Below are 18,238 nucleotides of genomic sequence, written 5' to 3'. Positions count from 1 at the left end.
ATTAGAAGTAGCTCCGCACAAGGCTTCCAGCGATAAGGCTCCATCCATCGGCGACCACAAAGAAAGCCAGTTTGAAGGGCAAAGATACAATCGCTGGAGGCACCATCATCATACCCATTGACATAAGAATGGCAGCGACAACGAGGTCAATGATGAGGAATGGGAGAAATATGAGGAAGCCAATTTGAAAAGCGCGTTCAATTTCACTTAGCAAAAAAGACGGAACAAGGACTGACAGAGGTGAATCGGCAGCCGCTAGATTTGGTGCAAGGTCCGGCCGAAGGCGCGCGAGCTCTTCGAAAGTGTCAGCGGAGATACGGTCTGACATAAAAACCCTGAAAGGCCCCATAGTCTGCTGAAACGCTGTTTCGAGAGGCATACCGTTGTTTAGAAGAGGGGCTACGCCTCTATCCCATGCCTCGACAAAGACCGGCTCCATGACAAAATAAGTCAAAAACAGTGCAAGACTTACTATGAGCATATTCGGCGGAGATTGTTGCAGCCCGATGCCTTGGCGCAGAATGGATAGAACCGTCACCATAAACGGGAAGCATGTGATCATGATTGCAAGGCCGGGCACGATCGAAAGCAAAGTGACCAAGATGAAAAGCTGTACTGACCGCGTCGCAAGGGAGCCATCATCCCCAAAATCGAAAGAAAAGTCTTGGGCAAAAGTCGGCGTAGCAACTAAGGCAATTATTGGGACCAGGCCCGAAACCCTTATTTTTTTACCCATCGTCGGTCTCTTGTGTCACGACATGGGTTAAGCGAACAGCCAGTTGGCCGGCTTCGCTTCCTTCGATTTGCTCTAGCTGGCCTCGAGCAATCAGACGGCCGCCAACAAACAAGTCGACCGGATCATCGATGCGTTTGTCCAATGGCAGGATAGCGTTTTCTCCGAGTTCTAATAGCTCCCTAACGAGGGGCCGGGCACGTCCAACTGATACAGTTACCTCAACTGGAATGTTTTGAAGCGGGTGGGTCGTTTTTGTGTGGGCAAAGTCATCCAATGTCTTCTCTCCGTGGATTGGGTTCGATCGCGCTAAGCGCATCTTGCATACCGTCCAACAACGCGACGATGTCGAACATCGTTGTAGACGCGTCCGCGATCAGGACGGCTTGGCCCTGTTCCAGCGAAGCATCTGACTGAAGCTCGAAGGGGCTACTTAAAGTCAAAGCTGATCTCAGGACGTCATGGTCAGTTGGGTTCACGTGGAGGAACACCGGTCCACTCAGCGCGTCAGATAGATTTTTGGCCAGGAACTCCTGCAAATGAGCCGAGAACGTCAACTTTAAAATCTCTGGCAGCGCCAAATCGGACACTTGCTTTAGGATTGGTGAAATTCGGTTGAGCATCGCCTGGCGTGCTTCTTCGTAGCCGAATGATAAATCGCCCAAGATGGCTGCGATTTTTTCGATGGCTTCAGCTGACTGCTCAGCGTGCTTCGTTTGAAGAGACGACTGCGCATCCGCGTATCCGCGAAGGTAGTCAGCGCTCGGTTTTTCCGCCTCAGCGGTTTTTCCGTCGAAGCATTCTAGGACGAGCGCGTTCATTTCGCGCCCTCCGACTTCGGATCATCAATCCAACTTTGCAGGACCTGGATTGCCTCATCTCGGCGTCCGTCGATCAGATCGCGTAGGCGACCGACTGGATCCTCTGGCGCCCCTGGCACAGCATTTTGAAGTCCATTGGTCGAAATCGCCTCAGTTGGTTGGGAGACACCTTCGATAATTGAACCGTCTAATCCGTTTTGTGTCGGCGTAACCGCCTGTCCGCTGCTGTCGAGCATTAAAGGCGCCGGTTTGGATGACATCAAAATCGGGCGCACCACGAAGAGGCCAAGGATCAGCGCAACCAAAGCGAGAACGCCTGATTGAATGAGCGCCATCATGTCCCACGGTTGCGAAGGAGGGGTCGAGTCTGTAACTTCAGTTCCCAATTCGGGCAGCGCTTCAAATGCCATGGAACGGATAGTGATTTCGTCCCCCCTGGTCTCATCAAAACCCACCGCCGATGCGACGAGAACACGAAGATCTTCCAATTCAGCATCAGACCGTGGCACCATTGTGATGGACCCGTCATCTGCTGTTGTCGGCACGTCATTTACCAAAACCGCGACGCTGACGCGCTTGATCGCACCCGGGGTCCGCATGACTTCTCTTTGTACTTCAGAGACTTCGAAATTTGTGATTGTACGGCTTTCCGAGTTTTCGTTCGCTTGAGTGCCGGCACCGGCGGCGGCGTCGCCGTCGGGCAAATTTGATGCAACGGTTACGTCACCGTTCGCGCTTCCTTGCGCGGATGCAGTGCTTTCTTGAACTTCGGTACTGATGGCGACGCGCGTCTCCGGATCGAATCGTCTTTCGATGATCGACTCGGTTTCCGTGACAGTTTCGACACTGACTTCGACAACCGCGTTCCCCTGTCCAACGCGGGCGGCCAGGAGCCGCTCGACTCGCGACCGGATTTCACTTGTTCTCTCAGTTGCATCGGTGGAACCGGCACCCGTGTCTGCACCCGAGATTAGGCCAGCGACACCGTCAATCACGGCAACATCGCCTGGGGCCAGACCCGGTACTGCTGAGGCCACCAGGAATCTAAGCGCGTCTGCTTGTGCCAAATCCAAGCCGCCATTCACCGTCGTGACATTTACGGCTGCAGTTGGCTTTTGTTCGCGCCGAAAAGGTTGCGCGGAATTGGCGGAAATATGTACGCGCGCCGCCCGGATGTGCGGGCTGGCCAACATCGTTCGGGCCAGTTCCCCCTCCTTTGCGCGCCAGTAGGCTGCATCGAACATCTGAGAGGTGGTCCCAAAGCCGGACAACGTGTCGAGGAGTTCATATCCCTGAGAGCTGTTTGCAGGCAGGCCTTCGCTTGCGAGCGTCATACGCAAGCGATCCCGTTCGGCGGTGGGAACAAAAATGGACCCCCCTCGAATATCATAGGGAACACCACTTTGATCCAGCGAGGTTACGACATCGCCTGCTGTACCACTGTCTAGGCCCGCATAGAGCAGGGCCATATCCGTCCGCGGCGTGCTGCGCGCCAAGAACAGGACGGCCGCGAACATCGCGATCGTCGCGCCAATCACCATGATTTTGCGGCCGAGGTCCAAATTGGACCAGACGGTATTCAAATTGCTCACGCGGGTTCTCCCTCATCTGTCGGATTCTACCGATGACCCCTCATTATCCTGAGGAGCCTTAACAATCGGTTAGTGCCTTTGGCGTTAAGTAAGGATTGTCAAAGAAAGGGGCTGTTATGGCTGAAGACCCGATAAATGCTGAAGAAACAGACGGATCTGGTGAGAAAAAAGGATCCAAACTGCCGCTGATTCTGGGCTTTGTTCTGGCCCTCGCAGGGGGCGGTGGGGCGTTTTTTGCCGTGCAGTCGGGTCTCTTGTCAGGCGGCTCGGACACTGAAGAGATGGTTGAGGTCGATGAGGTTGAGCCGTTGGATACGCCGACGTTCATCCCAATGGAGACGCTTGTCATCAATCTTCCGGACGGCTCTGACGCAAAGCATCTTCTGTTTACAGCGGAACTGGAGGTGGATCCCGCCCATGGGGCGGATGTCCAGGCCATCATGCCCAGGATTGTCGATGTTTTGAATGGGTACCTGCGCGCAGTCCGTCTGTCCGAACTCGAAGATCCGACTGCCTTGATCCGATTGCGGGCACAAATGTTGCGTCGGGTTCAGGTGGTGGCGGGTGAAGGACGGATCAAGGACGTTTTGATCAAAGAATTTGTGCTGAACTAGAAAGGGACAGCTATGGCGATGATCGCTGATATTCTACTTATGTCGGGTGCACTTGCAGCAACCCTATATTGCTACGTGCTTTCCAAAAGGCTGCGGCAATTTACAGACCTCGAGAAAGGCGTGGGCGGCGCGGTCGCGATTCTGGCCGTTCAGGTGGATGAATTGTCAAAGGCTCTTGAGCGGGCTGAAGCTGCATCTACCGCGTCGGCGAACGGTCTTGCTGCACAGTCGCAGAATGCCGAAGCCGCGGCCAAAAGGTTGGAGCTTTTGATGGCATCGTTGCACGACTTGCCTGACACATCTCATGCAATGCCCTCCGAACCAGCAGCTGAACCACAGCTGGATCCGTTTTTCGTGCGTCAGCCGCGCCAGACGGCAGAGGTGGAGTGATGATAGCCGGACGCAAACAAAAACATGTCCTCATGGTGGTTGCAGCCCTTTTGCTGGCATCGGGCATTGTACGCGTCTCAATTGGGATGGGGCCGGCTTTGGCGATCGCCGAAACATCAGCCGAAGAGATCATTGAACCCGCGGAGGATGATATTTCACTCGATCCGTTGATCGCGGCATTACGAGAACGTGAGCAAATGCTGGACCAACGCGAAGCCGTATTGGCGGACCGATTGCGTGCGTTGGACGCAGCAAATGAGGAAATAGATCGCAGGCTGGGTGAACTTGAGGCAGCAGAAGAGTCGTTATTGGCGGCAGTGGCATTGTCAGAAACTGCAAATGACAGCGATATCACTCGGCTGACGGCTGTCTATGAAACCATGAAGTCTGCCGATGCCGCGAGCCTGTTTGAACAAATGGCACCAGAATTTGCATCCGGTTTTTTGGTTCGCATGCAGCCAGAGGCGGCAGCCGCGATCATGGCGGGGCTTGACCCTCAAACGGCTTATTCAATCAGTGTGATTATTGCAGGTCGCAACGCGAATGCACCAACTCAATAGTCGGCGCTGACGGAACTTTAACGATTGGGATGCCACAAGGTGGCAGAACAAAAATAGGGCAAGAATCATGGTTGGGATTATCGGTATTCTCATCGTTTTCGCGATGGTTTTCGGGGGGTATATGCTTGCCGGGGGCAAAATGGGCCTCATCCTCAAAGCCCTGCCTTTCGAGATGATTATGATCGGCGGTGCGGCGGTTGGGGCGTTTGTAATTTCAAACGATGTGGCCGGGATCAAACATACGTTGAAGGACATGGGCAAAGTCTTCAAAGGCCCAAAATGGAAGCCTGACGACTATCGTGACCTGCTATGTCTTTTGTTTGAACTCATTCGCCTTGCCCGCAGCAACCCGGTTGAGTTGGAAGGTCATATCGAAGCACCCGAAGACAGCTCGATCTTTGGAAAGTATCCGAAAATACTCTCCGACAAAGAAGCAGTGGCCCTCATTGCAGATACGATGCGTTCAGCGTCTATGAACTATGATGATCCTCATCAGGTTGAAGAGGTTCTTGAAAAGCGGATCGAAGCAAACATGCATCATAGTATGCATGGTGCACACACGTTGCAGACGATTGCAGATGGCTTGCCGGCGCTTGGTATTGTTGCTGCCGTTTTGGGCGTGATCAAGACGATGGGTTCGATTGATCAGCCACCGGAAGTTTTGGGCAAGATGATTGGCGGCGCTCTTGTCGGGACATTTTTGGGTGTTTTTCTTGCCTACGGTATTGTCGGCCCATTCGCCGGTCGCGTGACGACCGTGGTCGAAGATGATGGGCATTTCTATAAACTCATTCGAGAAGTCCTAGTGGCGAACCTTTATCAGCACCCGCCAAACATCTGTATCGAGGTGGGTCGTCAGAATGCACCGGGCCAAGTGCGGCCAACATTTGGCGATCTGGAGGAAGCACTGAAAGCCGCAAAGCAGGACGCCGCATGAAGTGGATCCTACCTCTTCTCGTATATCTGCCCGCCATTGCCCTTGCTGATCCTGTTGCAATCCGCAGTGGCGAACATGACACCTTCTCTCGGCTCGTCTTTTCTATTGAGGAGGGGACCGACTGGCGCGTGATGGAAACTGATACCGGTTTTGCCCTGCAGCTTGAGGACGAAGTGGATGGTTTTGCGATCGAGGGCGTGTTTGATCGGATACCGCGGGATAGACTCCTAGATCTCATCCCCCGAAGCGGATCTCGCCTCGATTTTCTTGTAACGTGCAATTGCCAGGCCGAGGCGTTCTTGTGGCGCCCTGATCGTTTGGTTGTTGATATCGTTGACGGTCAAAATCCCATCGAAACCCTTGAGGCCGCGGATGCCCCACTTGAACCCGCATTGCGGACCGCAATGAGAGAAGATGTAGCTTTTCTACCAGATCTGCTCGGCCTTCCCAATGGTCTGACGTTGAATGCAACACCTCTCCCAACGCGTGACCTTACTTCGAGTATGGTTTTGGCCGATGCGCCCGAAAGCGCCTCGGCGGATCAGTCCCTTCAAACAGCGGAGGCTGCACTTCTGGAAGGTCTGTCCCGCGCTGCAACACAGGGCTATTTGACGCCAACGAATGTGACCCCACCGGAAACCAGCGGATCTGTCAGCCCTGCTGATCCTGAGCCATCCGTCGTAGAAGAGACGCTTGCGGTTTCCCCTTCCCTCGGTCTCGATATATCGACGGCAACCGACGAAACGTTGGCCGGAATCTCGCGTGCTTTGGAGGCGAGAGAGCCGCAGGTTTGTCTCGATAATGAAACCTTTGATTTGGCATCCTGGGCCGATGACAGACCTTTTAATGTGCAGCTTGCATCGCTTGCTGAACCTCTGTCTGGATCGTTTGGCCAAGAACCGATTGCTGCGCATACATCACTCGCTCAGCTTTACCTTCACTTCGGTTTCGGGGCGGAAGCTCTTTTGGCTTTAAGGGCGAATAGTGCGTCATCTCAAACCAGGGTCATACTCGCCGAGCTTGCCGGTCTTATCGATGACTATGATGGCCCCTACCCAAAGCTTTCCGCGCAGCGAAATTGTGCAAGTCTTGGTTCCTTCTGGGGTTTTCTAGCATCTGGCGAACTGCCGGATGATGATGCGAATTTGGATTATTTGATGCAGGGATATTTTTCTATCCCTCAACCACTTCGGGGGCATTTGTCAGCACGGGTCGCGGATCACTTCCTGTCTGAAGGACGACCAGATCTTGCAGAACAAGTGCTACAGTCAGCAAATGTTCCCGACATCAAAGAAGAATCGGACGTTCAGGCCATACGGGCGGATCTTGCTGAAATTGAAGGAGACGTCGATCGCGCCCTTGCTTTGCTTCGCGAAGAGGTTCGGACAAATCCACATGTCACTCCACAAGTGGTAAATCAACTTTTGGACCTCTATCAGCAGCACGAAATCGTCCCCTCTGAGGAAGATTTACTCATTGCGGCAGGTCTCGCAGCAGAATACAGGGCAGGGCCCATGTATCTGAAGCTTCAGGTAAATGAGGCACGTGGGTGGGTGGCCAAAGGCGAATATGAACGGGCTCTCGCCCTGGTTACACCTTTGGAGGATGAATCTGCGCGCGCCACCGTCGACTTTGTTTTCGATAAACTGGCGTCGAACGGTGCGGCAAGCACCTTCCTGCAACTGGTTTTCGCGGGACCGCCGCCTGAGCTTTCAGGTGAGACAAGGAATGCAATTGCGCAAAGACTGATTGATCTCGGTTTTCCGCGCAGAGCACTCACTGTTCTGGACGCCCCGACATCTCAAGATGCAGCCTCAGAGAGGCGATATCTGATGGCGGAGGCCGGAATCGAAGCGGGCGAATATATTATCGCGCTAGAGGCGATCTCGGGAATTAATTCTGACCGTGCGAAGGTGCTGCGCGCATCAGCTTTCGATCACATGGGTGATTTCGAGAGCGCATTGACCGAGGCGCCGGCAGATCCAGAGACGTCTAACGGCCTTGGAGAGTTTCGCGCGGAGGCTTGGGAAAGATTGGCGGTCATGCAGGACGACCCATTGGGAGAATTCGCACAAGTACGTCTCGACGATAGCGGTGCGACGTTACCTGAAACTTTGACAGAGCGTCGAACTTTGGTTGAGCAGTCTCAAGAAAGCCGTCGCGCTATCGAAGGGTTGCTCCAGCAATTCGAAACCCCAGTTTTGTCTGAGTAATCGTCGAAGTTACGAAATCGAAAGGTTTCCGGATTAACCAAAAATCGTCCCGCAGCAGAAAGCGCAAGGTCGATAGATGGATCAAGTACAAAAAAAATCCTTTGCAGGTGAGCGAGGCTGTTCACAATGATCGGCCTGTCAATTCGCGACCTGTTCCAACCAACTATTCTTCTCGCTCTCGCTTTGATGGCGATCATTGTAATGATGATCTTGCCTATGCCATCGTGGGTTTTGGATGCCGGACTGGCAATTTCATTCGCGCTGGCAATCCTAATTTTCACTGTGACACTCTTTATTGAGCGACCGCTCGACTTCTCCGCATTTCCCACAATCCTTCTGGCTTCATTGATGTTGCGCCTGTCGCTCAACGTCTCGTCAACGAAGCTTATCATCGGCCAAGGCCACACCGGTACAAATGCGGCTGGCGACGTCATCGAAGGTTTTGCAAATTTTGTGATGGGTGGCAGCGTCTTTTTGGGCCTCGTCGTGTTTTGTGTCCTTTTGATCGTAAACTTCATTGTCATTAACAAAGGCGCAACGCGTATGGCTGAAGTTGGGGCGCGTTTTGCACTGGACGGCATGCCGGGCAAACAGCTTGCGATCGACAGCGATATGAGTGCGGGCGCAATCGATCATGCTGAGGCCAAGCGCAGAAGAGAAGTCGAACAAGCTGAAACCACCTTTTTCGGTTCGCTTGATGGCGCGTCAAAATTCGTAAAAGGCGATGCGATTGCAGGGCTTTTGATTACGGCGCTCAACCTTGTGATGGGGCTTATCATGGGGGCGGCGGTCCACGGCATGCCATTGGGTGTCGCCTTCGAAACCTATGCGATCCTGACTGTTGGCGATGGTTTGGTGAACCAAATACCGTCGGTGATTATATCGATCGCGGCGGCTCTGTTGCTTGCACGGGGCGGTGCAAAGGGTGCAACGGATCTGACGTTGGTTGCGCAACTCGGGGGGCATCCCGCAGCTCTTGCGACTGTTGCAGGGCTGATGGTGATGTTCGCCCTTGTGCCTGGCTTGCCGTTTATTCCGTTCGTGGTGGGCGCGGCCCTCCTTGGCACTGCAGCATTCTACAGCAAAAAAAGTAGGGATAAGGCAGACGCTGAGGCCAGTGCCGCCGCGGCCCAACCCATGCATACCCCCGTCAAAGAAAGCATCGGGGATCTTCTCGACCTTGATGATATCCACGTTGAGTTTGCGCCTGATCTGGTGGAAATGGTGCTTGATCCCGGCGTTGGTCTTGATGTGCGAATTGGAAATATGCGCAACCATGTTGCGACTGAATTTGGCGTGCTGCTTCCTGAGATCAGGCTTACCGACAATGCCGCTTTGCCTCAGAATCACTATCGTATTCTGGTCCATGGTGTAGAGCAGGTGCAGGATATCTTGCAGCCGGGTCGCGTTTTGACACTGCTGTCTGATCCAGCCCTTCCCGCACCAGATGGCAAAGACGTGAGCGAGCCGGTCTATGGTGCGCCCGCGCGCTGGATTTCGCCGGATGATCAGGAAGAAGCAGCGTTGTCTGGTCTGACAACCGTCCATCCGACGGAAGTTTTGGCGACCCATCTCCTCGAGGTGATAAAGAAGAACTTTGCGAGACTGCTGACACTGAAGGCGCTTCGTCGGCTACTGGATGAGATGTGCAGCCTCACCGATACGTCTCGTGCCGATGCGAACCGCAAAATGCTTGATGAACTTGTCCCAGATAAGGTGCCGGTCGATCTGCTTCTGTCGGTTCTCCGGTTGCTCCTCGAAGAACGGGTGTCCATTAGAAATCTGCCCCTGATTATCGAAGCATGTGCCGAAGGTCGGCAACTCTACCCCTCAGCTGAGGGGGTGGCGGAGCATGTGCGGCAAAGGCTCGGCTTCCAACTCGTTGCAAACATGCGGCGGCCCGATGGAACCATCCCTTTGGTTCAGTTGGCGCCGGAATGGGAAGACACGTTTGCGACGTATCAGATCTCATCCGATCGAAACTCAGGCGATGTGGCGCTACCGCCTGACGAGTTCAATCGCTTGGCGACAGCGATCTCAGATAAGGTATCGGCTGCCACCGAAGCGGGTGCTTTCCCTGCCATCGTTACTTCGATGAAACGTCGCCGCTTTTTGCGAACGGTTATGACAGCGAAGGGATTACCTAATCCGGTTCTGTCGTTCGAAGAAATTGGCGTTGATGCAAAACCGGCGTTGGTTGGACTTGTGCCCGCATGATTGAGGGGCTCGCACAATTGTCAGGCCTCGCACAGGAGGGGTTGTGGCAGGCCTTTGCGGTATTTTTGAGGGTTGGCGCAATGGTATCCTTGTTGCCGGCCTTTGGGGAGCAATCGGTACCTGTTCGCGTGAAAATCGGTTTGGCCATCGCCTTTACCGCCATCGTGTCCCCTGCTGTTTCCATCCCCCCGCTGAACGGGGATATGATGCCTTACGTGGGGCTCTTGTTCGCCGAAACTGTGACAGGCGTCTTCTTGGGCTTGATGCTTCGATTGTTTGTCATGGCTTTGCAGGTCGCTGGGTCCATTGCCGCTCAATCCACGTCATTGTCCCAGATCTTCGGGGCAGCGGGCATGGATCCGTTGCCTGCCATGGGCCATGTTCTGGTTGTGGGCGGGCTGGCCTTGGCAACAATCATGGGGCTACATGTCCAGTTCGCGGCATTCATGATCCATAGCTACGACATGGTGCCTTTTGGCGAGGTGATCCCCGCGGGTGTCCTAAGTGAATCGGGGATTGCGGAAATCTCCCGTTCATTTGCATTGGGGTTCACGCTCGCCGCGCCATTCGTGATCGCTTCACTCATCTATAACGTGATTTTGGGTGTCATTAACAAGGCGATGCCCCAGTTGATGGTGGCGTTTGTCGGCGCGCCTGCGATCACCGCGGGTGGCCTGATCATACTTATGTTGGCGGCACCGTTGATGTTGTCAATTTGGGTTGAATCGATGGGACGGTTCTTGATGGATCCCTTTAGGGGGCCGTCATGAGCGATCAAAACACGGATGATGACAAGCAGTATGAGGCCACGCCTCAGAAACTTGAGGAAGCGCGGAAGAAAGGTGATTTCGCGCGATCAACTGACCTCAATACCGCATCGGCCTATGCTGGGCTCTTGATTGTCGGTGTCTCCATCGGTGCACTGTCGTTGGTCGAAATCGGAAGTCATCTGTCTGGGTTTATCAGCCGCTCTGACCAGATTGCAGATGACCTTTTTCAAAGCTCCGGCGCGCCTGTGATGGGGGGGCTGCTTCGAGACTTGGGATTTTGGCTTTCGCCTTGGTTTGCAATTCCGGCCTGTGCAGTTGTGCTCTCGCTTATTGTACAGCGGGGCTTTGTTTTCGCGCCTTCAAAACTTGAATTTAAGCTCTCGCGGATCTCACCCATCTCTCAGGCGAAGAATAAGTTCGGCCGCTCGGGGCTGTTTGAATTTGCGAAAAGCTTTGCGAAACTCGTTCTGTATTCAACCGTATTGTTCTTTTTCCTGCTGGCGCGCCTGCCGGACATCATGACGGCGATGGCTGTATCGGCGGGGCAGGTGACCGCCATTTTGTTGTCGATGTGTGTGTCTTTGATGGGCATCGTCCTTATCATCGCCGCGGCCCTGGGCGTTGTGGACTACACTTGGCAAAGGGCTGAGCATCTCCGCAAGAACCGGATGTCCCGAAAGGAGCTGACGGACGAAACGAAGAATACCGAAGGGGATCCCGCTCTTAAACAGCAACGTCGCCAAAAAGGCATGTCGATTGCGATGAACCAAATGCTGGCGGACGTTCCCGACGCGGACGTGATTGTGGTCAACCCGACCCATTATGCGGTCGCTTTGAAATGGGATCGCACCGGATTGGGTGCACCGGAATGTGTGGCGAAAGGCGTTGATCTCGTGGCCGCGCGCATTCGTGAAATCGCGAACGAAAACAGTGTCCCGATCCATTCGGATCCGCCAACAGCGCGCGCATTGCACGCGACTGTCGAAATAGGCCAGCAAATTTCGCCGGAGCATTATAAGGCGGTCGCCGCTGCAATCAGGTTCGCCGACCGGGTCCGAAAACTGGCACGTCGATGAGCGCTAAACTTGATCAAATCCAACAACTCTTGCCAATGCTCGATATGGTCTATCGTGCGAAACAATCTCATTTGCAAAATGCTGCACGGCGCGTGCAAGAACTGCGCACCCAACTGGCCGAATTGGACCGGCCTGTTTCAGAGTGTTTCGACGATCCTTCCACGCGTGCCGGGGCCAACCTCTTGTGGGAAACTTGGGTCATCGACCGGAAAAAGAAGATAAACCAGGAAATGGCCCATGCCGCCCGGGACCGAGAAGAAGCCAAGGCGAAAGTGGCTCAGGCGCTGGCCAAGCTGGAAGCCGCGCGCGCTGTTTATGAGGATGTTTTACGAGAACACCTACGCAGTAAAGACCGGCGCGCTAGTTGGTGACATCCTGTCGAACAATGTCGACGATCAAGACATCTGAAATATGACCCAGCATCACGCGATCTGCGGCTTCTTGTAGGCTGTTACGAAGCAGGCGCATGTTTGCGGTCGATGTAAAGGCTCCGTTGAACCCTCCCATGTTCGCATGGTCAAACATGACCTGCAGAAATGCATCACGCAGGCGGGGCTCATGGGAGAAAACAGCTTCTTGCCCCCCGACCTCGACTTCTAGGCTCAGTGACATCACCATCATCGCAGCAACTTTGTCATTCAAGATCACAGGAACAATGAACTGGTTGCTCATCCTGGCGTATTCGCGCTGTTCCAGCGGAACTGGATCGCTCGCCTCCTCTGCCATCATTTCGTCACTGTCATGTTCGTCGCCACACGGGTTGCCTGACGTTTCAACCAGCATCGTCTCATCAGGGTCTTCAGCGTTCATCAAGAACATCCCGACCCCACCGCCGGCGGCGGTGCCGACAATCATCAGAATAAGTGGCAGCAATAACTTCTTCATGATCAAATCCTAAAACGGCAGTAGAATGTCGGTAAGCTGTTGGCCTGCTCGCGGTTGCTGAACATCGGAAATTTGCCCTCGGCCACCATAAGAAATCCGCGCAGAGGCAAGTTTGTCGTAAGTGATTTCATTCTGACGACTGATGTCTTCTGGGCGAACAAATCCCGACACGAGAAGTTCGCGCATTTCGAAATTCACACGGACCTCCTGCGTGCCTTGAATGGACAAAACGCCGTTGGGCATGACGCCGACAACTGTTGCGGCAATACGAAGCTCCAACTGTTCGTTTCGCCGGACGGACCCGTCACCGCCGAACGAGCTGTTCGAACTGAAATCAACAGCTGAGTCCAAGGTCGCGCCTTCGGGCAAAGCTTCGTTTGCGCGCTGGGGCAGGCCAAACAGGTTGGGGATAGAGAGGCTTTCGGATCCGCTGCGGGATCGGTCTGTCGAATTTGAAATGGACGCACTGTCGTCAATTTCGATCACCACGGTCAGAATATCGCCTCGTTGGACTGCGCGCCGATCACCCAGCAGTGAACCGCGTTCGCCGGTCCACAAGGATGGCGTGCCATCACGGACCGGGCCGGACGCCAGTTCGGAGCCCAACCCATACGTGGTCATGGCAATCGCCTCGGCCGAAGCCTGTGGAGCCGTAAACTCCGGTTCTTGGCCGATTTCTCGGACCCGGGAACAGGCGCTCAGGACGATGAGACTCACAAATGTGACAAAGATGAAAGGGCGCATGATGCCTCCTACTGGCCGACAACGGCGACGCCGTTTTCTTGTATTTGCGCCGTGATGGTTGCGCGCGAATTGAGGTTCATGACCCGGATCCAATCGCCGGGGCTGGCGCGATCCAGCGCGCGCCCTTCGGTGGAAATCGTGATGCCACCACGACTGTAGATCAGTGGAATCAACTGATTCCGTTCCACCACCGCGGGGGGGGACAGATCAGCGGCGCGAATTGGACGACCTGCATAAAGGGCCACACGCGCCTCTTGTCCGACCGCTATACTCGGATCGGACACGCCCCCCATGATATTGATGTCCTGAAAGGCCAGATCTTCGGGGCCGATGATGCTGCGGGCCGGAATGGTGCGTGTCGCGACAAGAACTTCGGCGCTGGCATAGCCTGCAAGACAGATCAGAAAAACGGTCAGACGGATCATCGGATTTGCACCATGGAGCCCATCATCTGATCTGCGGCAGAAATGACTTTGGAATTCAGTTCATAGCCACGCTGCGCTTTGATCAAATCGGTGATTTCCTGCACAGGATCGACAGAGCTGTCTTCAAGGTAGCCCTGTCGCAAGACCCCCAACCCGTCTTGACCAGGTGTCGTCGCGACAGAGGGGCCGGATGCCGGCGTTTCAAGAAACAGGTTCGATCCAATCGCTTCCAGGCCCTTGGCGTTGGTGAAGCCAGATACGGTGAATTGCCCCAACAACTGGGGTTCAATTTGATCGATGAAGAAAGCGTAAACCTCGCCCTCGGCATTAATCGAGATTGATCGTGCGTCTTGCGGGATCGTAATATCCGGCACAACGGGGTATCCGTCCGATGTCACGATCAGGCCATCGCCGGTGCGTTTCAACGCGCCGTCACGGGTGTAGGCGGCCCGCCCATCGGGCAATGTCACCTCAAGATACCCATTGCCCTCAATCGCGAGGTCAAGGTCCCCACCCGTGGCGGCCAGTGACCCTTGGCTCAGCATGACCGACACCGAAGACGGCCGCACCCCAAGGCCAAGTTGTACACCCGTTGGGACGACAGTGCCGTCCGAAGCGTTGATCGTGCCGGGCCGCTGCATTTGTTGATAATGCAGGTCGGCGAATTCTGCGCGGCGCGTGTTGTAGCCGGTGGTGCTCATGTTCGCGAGGTTGTTCGAAATCACTTCGACGCGTGTTTGTTGTGCGGCCATTCCGGCGGCGGCAATTCTAAGGGCACGCATGGCGATGCCTCCTCAATTGTTACTGACCAAGCGCCCGAATGGCGCCACGAATGCGTTCGTCTTCTTTGTCGATAAAGCTCTGCCCCAGCTCATAGGCGCGCTGAACTTCGATCATGCGGCCAATTTCGAGGATGGGGTTTACGTTGGATTCCTCAACGAAACCTTGAAGCATCCGCCCCTCAAGGCTGGGTTCAAATCCGTCGTCCGCGCGAAACCGCACACCGTCTTCACGGACCAGCCCGTTCAGGTTCGTTGGTACGACAAGGCCGATTTGCCCAACGGGTTGCCCGCCCGCGCTGATCGTCCCGTCAGGTGCGATGCCAACTTGGCCTGCACCCTGAGGGACGAAAACAGGCGCACCACCCGCGTCCAGAACGCGAAACCCGTCCATGGTGACAAGGTCACCATTCTCATTTGGCGTAAACGCCCCCGCACGGGTCAGCCGTTCGCCATCCGGCGTTTCAATCAGAAAAAACCCTTCCCCTTCAATCGCGAGGTCGAATGTCCCGCCTGTTTGGGCCAAGGGGCCTTGCGATGACACAACGCTTCGCGCCACCGCTGTTGCCATCGACAACGACGGGTTATCCCCGCGCAGCGCCGACACATGTTCGGAGAAGATCATCTCTTCCGCACGAAACCCCGTGGTCGACAAATTGGCGATATTGTTGGCAACAATGCGCAACTGATTGGTCAGTCCGGATTGTCGTGTGAGCACAGTATAGGTCGCGTTTTCCAAGGGTCAGCCTCCTGTGATCGCGGGAACAAGGGTTGTTTGAAAGAAGGCCACCAATGTTTCAGTCATGAATCCCATGGTGATCCAAAAGACACCAACGATCGCCAACAGCTTGGGCACAAAGGTCAACGTCATTTCCTGAATTGAGGTCAGAGCCTGAAAAAGCCCCACAACCAGACCTGCAAGCAATGCGACCGACAAAATGGGCAAGGAGATGAGTGTCGCCACCCACAATCCTTGTCGCATCGTGTCGTAGAAGAGGGCTTCCGTCATCAGACCGGCATCCGCAAAATCTCTTGATAGGCTTCGACGACGCGGTCCCGAACGGTAACGGCGGTTTCTACGGCCAATTCCGTTTGGGCCAGGGCCTGAACCAAGGCGTGAGGGTCTGCCCCGGTGGTCATGGCCGCCATCGCGGTGCTTTCGCTGGTCTGCAGCGTCTCACTAAAGGAGGCTGCAATAGACCCAAACGTTGCCCCGATACTGTTGCTTGGATCAGGTGCCGTGGCGGGTTTGTTGGCCGCGTAGGCGTCGGCGACAAGACGTGATGTAATTTCCATAAATTAGCCCCTATTTACGAAGAAGATCTGTCAGGGATGTCGACATTTGCCGCACCTGATCAAAGAGTTTGAGGTTTGCCTCATAGCTGCGCTGGGCCTCTCTGGCGTCGGCAATTTCGATGAGGAGATTGACGTTGGACCCTTGGTACATCCCGTTGGCGTCAGCGAGGGGATGGCTCGGATCATAAATTTCGCCAAGGTCGGTTTGATCCAACCTGACGCGGCCTGTTTCCACCAGACCCGTTGTGCGCCCAGCTTGCATTTCAGCCTCAAAACTGACGGTCTTACGGCGGTATCCAGGGGTGTCCGCATTCGCAATGTTTTCAGAGACATGCCGCAGACGTGCCGCCTGTGCTTTCATCCCGCTTGCGGTGATATTCATTGCATCAGAAAAATCAGCCATGGGTTACCTCCGGCTTATGCTCATGCGCATGACATCGAGCGAGTGCTTGTAGATCATCATGGCGCGGCTGTGTTCGCGTTGGATTTCAACGGCGTTCACCATCTCAAGCTCAAGCGAGACTGAGTTGCCGTTGGGGGCAGGTTCAGCTGAACTGTCCACCGCCCGCGCCTGCGTTGCGGATTTTTGCCCGGCAAGATGACCTGCGCGGGTGGATTGTATCTGCAGCGTGCCTTGCGTTTGATAGGTGTCACGGAACGGCGCAATGGATTGCGCGCGATATCCAGGTGTATCGGCGTTGGCGATATTCGCCGCCGTCACAGCTTGCCGCGCGCCAGCATGACGCGCCATTGCAAAGGATGTTTCAAACATCGAAAGATTTTTGAACATCGGGGCTTCTCCCTCGATTGGTTTCAACTAAGCCTTAATGATGATTCCCTAAGAATTGGTTGTCGCCAGAACAGTGAGGACCTCTGATGCACGATATTCTTGAACAAATGACCGGCGCCTTGTCGCGCGTACGCTCAACGTATCCAATTGGAACAGTTGATGAAATTCGGGGGAGTGAGGTTCGGATCACCGGATTGAATGAAAACGCCCGCGTGGGTGACCGGATCAAGATTTTGGGATCTGGTGTGCAGGGCGAAATCCTCAGCACCGGCGCGTCGGGCGTTCGGATTCTTGTCGATGGCCCCACCGAAGGTTTGGCACCTGGTGCCTTTGCAGTCTTGCACCCGCGGCCAGAGTTTGCGCCGCACAATGGGTGGATTGGTCGCGTTGTTGATCCTGATGGCCAACCCTTGGATGGGCGACCGTTGTTGCCTGCTCTCACCGGGCGGAGCGTTCATACCCCGCCACCCGTCGCAACACGTCGGCGCCCGCTGGGATCGCGACTTGCCACTGGTTTTGCGGTTTTTGACACGATCCTTCCCATCGTCAGAGGGCAGAGGATCGGTCTGTTTTCAGGCTCGGGCGTGGGTAAATCGACATTGCTGGCATCCCTGGCCAAAAAAGTGGATGCCGATGTTATCGTGATAGGCTTGGTGGGCGAACGCGGCCGTGAAGTCAGGGAGTTTGTTGAGGTAACTTTGGGCGCTGAAGGCATGGCGCGCAGCGTGATTGTGGCAGCGACGTCTGATCGGGCCGCTCAAACGCGGCGTCGCTGCGCACTTGCCGCAACGACCGTGGCCGAGCATTTTCGTGATCAAGGGCTGCAAGTCTTGTTGTTGGTGGACAGCGTCACCCGTTTTGCTGAGGCACATCGAGAAACGGCGGTCACTGCGGGGGAGCCAGCATCTTTGCGGGGGCATCCTGCCTCGACGCCTGCCGCCATCGCGGCGGTGTGTGAACGCGCCGGTCCGGGTTGTGACGGGCAGGGTGACATAACGGCAATTTATACCGTTCTCGTAAGTGGGTCGGATATGGAAGAACCGGTCGCGGATATGTTGCGGGGCTTTTTGGATGGTCACGTGGTTTTGGATCGTGCAATCGCAGAACGCGGCAGATTTCCTGCGATCGACGTCACACGTTCTGTTTCACGATCCCTTCCAACAGCCGCGAATCCGGCTGAAAACAAGTTGATCTCCGAGGCGCGTCAATTGATTGGCGCGTATGATCAATCCGAATTGATGATTAAGGCGGGCCTATATGTGGCTGGGACAGATCCAAGGGTCGATGCCGCAATCGGAACACGCGACGCGCTTGAAACGTTTATCTCGCACAGCGGGTCGCAAGGCATCGCAGGTTCCTTTCGGATGCTACAACGTGCGATCACATCGGAGTAAAG

23 protein-coding genes are annotated in these 18,238 nt (G+C 55.0%); 10 read left to right on the top strand and 13 right to left on the bottom strand.

The annotated features are described in order from the left end of the window. Position 1: 1 nt before the first annotated feature. Genes fliP through fliF form a run of 4 tightly spaced genes read right to left on the bottom strand, consistent with a single transcriptional unit; the run spans position 2 to position 3,146 of the window. Positions 2-736 carry a flagellar type III secretion system pore protein FliP gene (fliP, locus tag PSJ8397_RS07360; protein ID WP_085863938.1) on the bottom strand — a complete coding sequence of 245 codons (735 nt, stop codon included), beginning with the start codon at positions 734-736 and terminating at the stop codon, positions 2-4. Next, a complete protein-coding gene (locus PSJ8397_RS07355) occupies positions 729-1,010 on the bottom strand; it encodes a FliM/FliN family flagellar motor switch protein (RefSeq protein WP_235000618.1) in 282 nt (93 codons plus the stop codon). The genes fliP and PSJ8397_RS07355 overlap by 8 nt, the downstream gene beginning before the upstream one ends. Continuing rightward, positions 1,003-1,554: a FliH/SctL family protein gene (locus PSJ8397_RS07350; RefSeq protein WP_085863936.1), complete on the bottom strand. Its 552-nt coding sequence runs from the start codon at positions 1,552-1,554 to the stop codon at positions 1,003-1,005. Before PSJ8397_RS07350 ends, PSJ8397_RS07355 begins: the two co-directional genes overlap by 8 nt. Next, entirely contained in the window at positions 1,551-3,146 is a 1,596-nt protein-coding gene (fliF, locus tag PSJ8397_RS07345; protein WP_085863935.1) for a flagellar basal-body MS-ring/collar protein FliF, read from the bottom strand. Before fliF ends, PSJ8397_RS07350 begins: the two co-directional genes overlap by 4 nt. Positions 3,147-3,262: 116 nt before the next feature. On the opposite strand from fliF, the gene PSJ8397_RS07340 reads away from it, so the two are divergent. The 9 genes from PSJ8397_RS07340 to PSJ8397_RS07300 all read left to right on the top strand — a co-directional run bounded on the left by PSJ8397_RS07340 (position 3,263) and on the right by PSJ8397_RS07300 (position 12,294). Next, positions 3,263-3,760 (top strand): flagellar basal body-associated FliL family protein, encoded by a 498-nt coding sequence (locus PSJ8397_RS07340; protein ID WP_085863934.1) that lies wholly within the window; start codon positions 3,263-3,265, stop codon positions 3,758-3,760. Between the two features lie 12 nt (positions 3,761-3,772). Next, entirely contained in the window at positions 3,773-4,150 is a 378-nt protein-coding gene (locus PSJ8397_RS07335) for a hypothetical protein (protein ID WP_085863933.1), read from the top strand. Then, entirely contained in the window at positions 4,150-4,710 is a 561-nt protein-coding gene (locus tag PSJ8397_RS07330) for a MotE family protein (RefSeq protein ID WP_085863932.1), read from the top strand. Before PSJ8397_RS07335 ends, PSJ8397_RS07330 begins: the two co-directional genes overlap by 1 nt. Positions 4,711-4,777: 67 nt before the next feature. After that, positions 4,778-5,647, top strand: coding sequence for a flagellar motor stator protein MotA (gene motA, locus PSJ8397_RS07325; protein ID WP_085863931.1), 870 nt, complete (start codon positions 4,778-4,780; stop codon positions 5,645-5,647). Next, a complete protein-coding gene (locus PSJ8397_RS07320; protein ID WP_085863930.1) occupies positions 5,644-7,860 on the top strand; it encodes a hypothetical protein in 2,217 nt (738 codons plus the stop codon). Before motA ends, PSJ8397_RS07320 begins: the two co-directional genes overlap by 4 nt. A gap of 126 nt (positions 7,861-7,986) precedes the next feature. Next, on the top strand, positions 7,987-10,077 hold the full coding sequence (gene flhA / locus PSJ8397_RS07315; protein ID WP_085863929.1) for a flagellar biosynthesis protein FlhA: 2,091 nt from the start codon (positions 7,987-7,989) through the stop codon (positions 10,075-10,077). After that, a complete protein-coding gene (locus PSJ8397_RS07310; protein WP_085863928.1) occupies positions 10,074-10,847 on the top strand; it encodes a flagellar biosynthetic protein FliR in 774 nt (257 codons plus the stop codon). The genes flhA and PSJ8397_RS07310 overlap by 4 nt, the downstream gene beginning before the upstream one ends. Beyond that, entirely contained in the window at positions 10,844-11,923 is a 1,080-nt protein-coding gene (locus PSJ8397_RS07305; RefSeq protein ID WP_085863927.1) for an EscU/YscU/HrcU family type III secretion system export apparatus switch protein, read from the top strand. The genes PSJ8397_RS07310 and PSJ8397_RS07305 overlap by 4 nt, the downstream gene beginning before the upstream one ends. After that, entirely contained in the window at positions 11,920-12,294 is a 375-nt protein-coding gene (locus PSJ8397_RS07300) for a hypothetical protein (protein WP_085863926.1), read from the top strand. Before PSJ8397_RS07305 ends, PSJ8397_RS07300 begins: the two co-directional genes overlap by 4 nt. Here PSJ8397_RS07300 and PSJ8397_RS07295 read toward each other — a convergent pair. From PSJ8397_RS07295 to PSJ8397_RS07255, 9 genes are read right to left on the bottom strand one after another with little or no spacing between them, the layout of a single operon-like run. Next, on the bottom strand, positions 12,284-12,808 hold the full coding sequence (locus PSJ8397_RS07295) for a flagellar basal body-associated FliL family protein (protein WP_085863925.1): 525 nt from the start codon (positions 12,806-12,808) through the stop codon (positions 12,284-12,286). The genes PSJ8397_RS07300 and PSJ8397_RS07295 overlap by 11 nt on opposite strands. A gap of 9 nt (positions 12,809-12,817) precedes the next feature. Further along, positions 12,818-13,552, bottom strand: a complete 735-nt coding sequence (flgH, locus tag PSJ8397_RS07290; protein ID WP_085863924.1) for a flagellar basal body L-ring protein FlgH — start codon at positions 13,550-13,552, stop codon at positions 12,818-12,820. Positions 13,553-13,560: 8 nt separating this feature from the next. After that, the gene (gene flgA / locus PSJ8397_RS07285) at positions 13,561-13,977 is read right to left on the bottom strand and encodes a flagellar basal body P-ring formation chaperone FlgA (RefSeq protein ID WP_085863923.1); all 417 of its coding nucleotides are present in this window, start codon (positions 13,975-13,977) and stop codon (positions 13,561-13,563) included. Next, positions 13,974-14,759, bottom strand: coding sequence for a flagellar basal-body rod protein FlgG (gene flgG / locus PSJ8397_RS07280; RefSeq protein WP_085863922.1), 786 nt, complete (start codon positions 14,757-14,759; stop codon positions 13,974-13,976). Before flgG ends, flgA begins: the two co-directional genes overlap by 4 nt. A gap of 19 nt (positions 14,760-14,778) precedes the next feature. Next, a complete protein-coding gene (locus PSJ8397_RS07275; RefSeq protein WP_085863921.1) occupies positions 14,779-15,495 on the bottom strand; it encodes a flagellar hook-basal body complex protein in 717 nt (238 codons plus the stop codon). A 3-nt stretch (positions 15,496-15,498) separates the two neighbouring features. Then, positions 15,499-15,768 carry a flagellar biosynthetic protein FliQ gene (locus PSJ8397_RS07270; RefSeq protein ID WP_085863920.1) on the bottom strand — a complete coding sequence of 90 codons (270 nt, stop codon included), beginning with the start codon at positions 15,766-15,768 and terminating at the stop codon, positions 15,499-15,501. Continuing rightward, positions 15,765-16,052, bottom strand: coding sequence for a flagellar hook-basal body complex protein FliE (gene fliE / locus PSJ8397_RS07265; protein WP_085863919.1), 288 nt, complete (start codon positions 16,050-16,052; stop codon positions 15,765-15,767). The genes PSJ8397_RS07270 and fliE overlap by 4 nt, the downstream gene beginning before the upstream one ends. A gap of 10 nt (positions 16,053-16,062) precedes the next feature. Beyond that, positions 16,063-16,455, bottom strand: coding sequence for a flagellar basal body rod protein FlgC (flgC, locus tag PSJ8397_RS07260; protein ID WP_085863918.1), 393 nt, complete (start codon positions 16,453-16,455; stop codon positions 16,063-16,065). Positions 16,456-16,458: 3 nt separating this feature from the next. Then, on the bottom strand, positions 16,459-16,842 hold the full coding sequence (locus PSJ8397_RS07255; RefSeq protein ID WP_085863917.1) for a FlgB family protein: 384 nt from the start codon (positions 16,840-16,842) through the stop codon (positions 16,459-16,461). An 86-nt stretch (positions 16,843-16,928) separates the two neighbouring features. Between PSJ8397_RS07255 and PSJ8397_RS07250 the strand changes: the two genes are divergently transcribed. After that, positions 16,929-18,236, top strand: coding sequence for a FliI/YscN family ATPase (locus tag PSJ8397_RS07250; RefSeq protein ID WP_085863916.1), 1,308 nt, complete (start codon positions 16,929-16,931; stop codon positions 18,234-18,236). Positions 18,237-18,238 lie beyond the last annotated feature (2 nt).

The organism is Pseudooctadecabacter jejudonensis (assembly GCF_900172275.1).
Lineage (GTDB): Bacteria > Pseudomonadota > Alphaproteobacteria > Rhodobacterales > Rhodobacteraceae > Octadecabacter > Octadecabacter jejudonensis.
The sequence above is the reverse complement of the archived record's forward strand: the minus strand, read 5'-3'. Positions and strand labels throughout refer to the sequence as shown.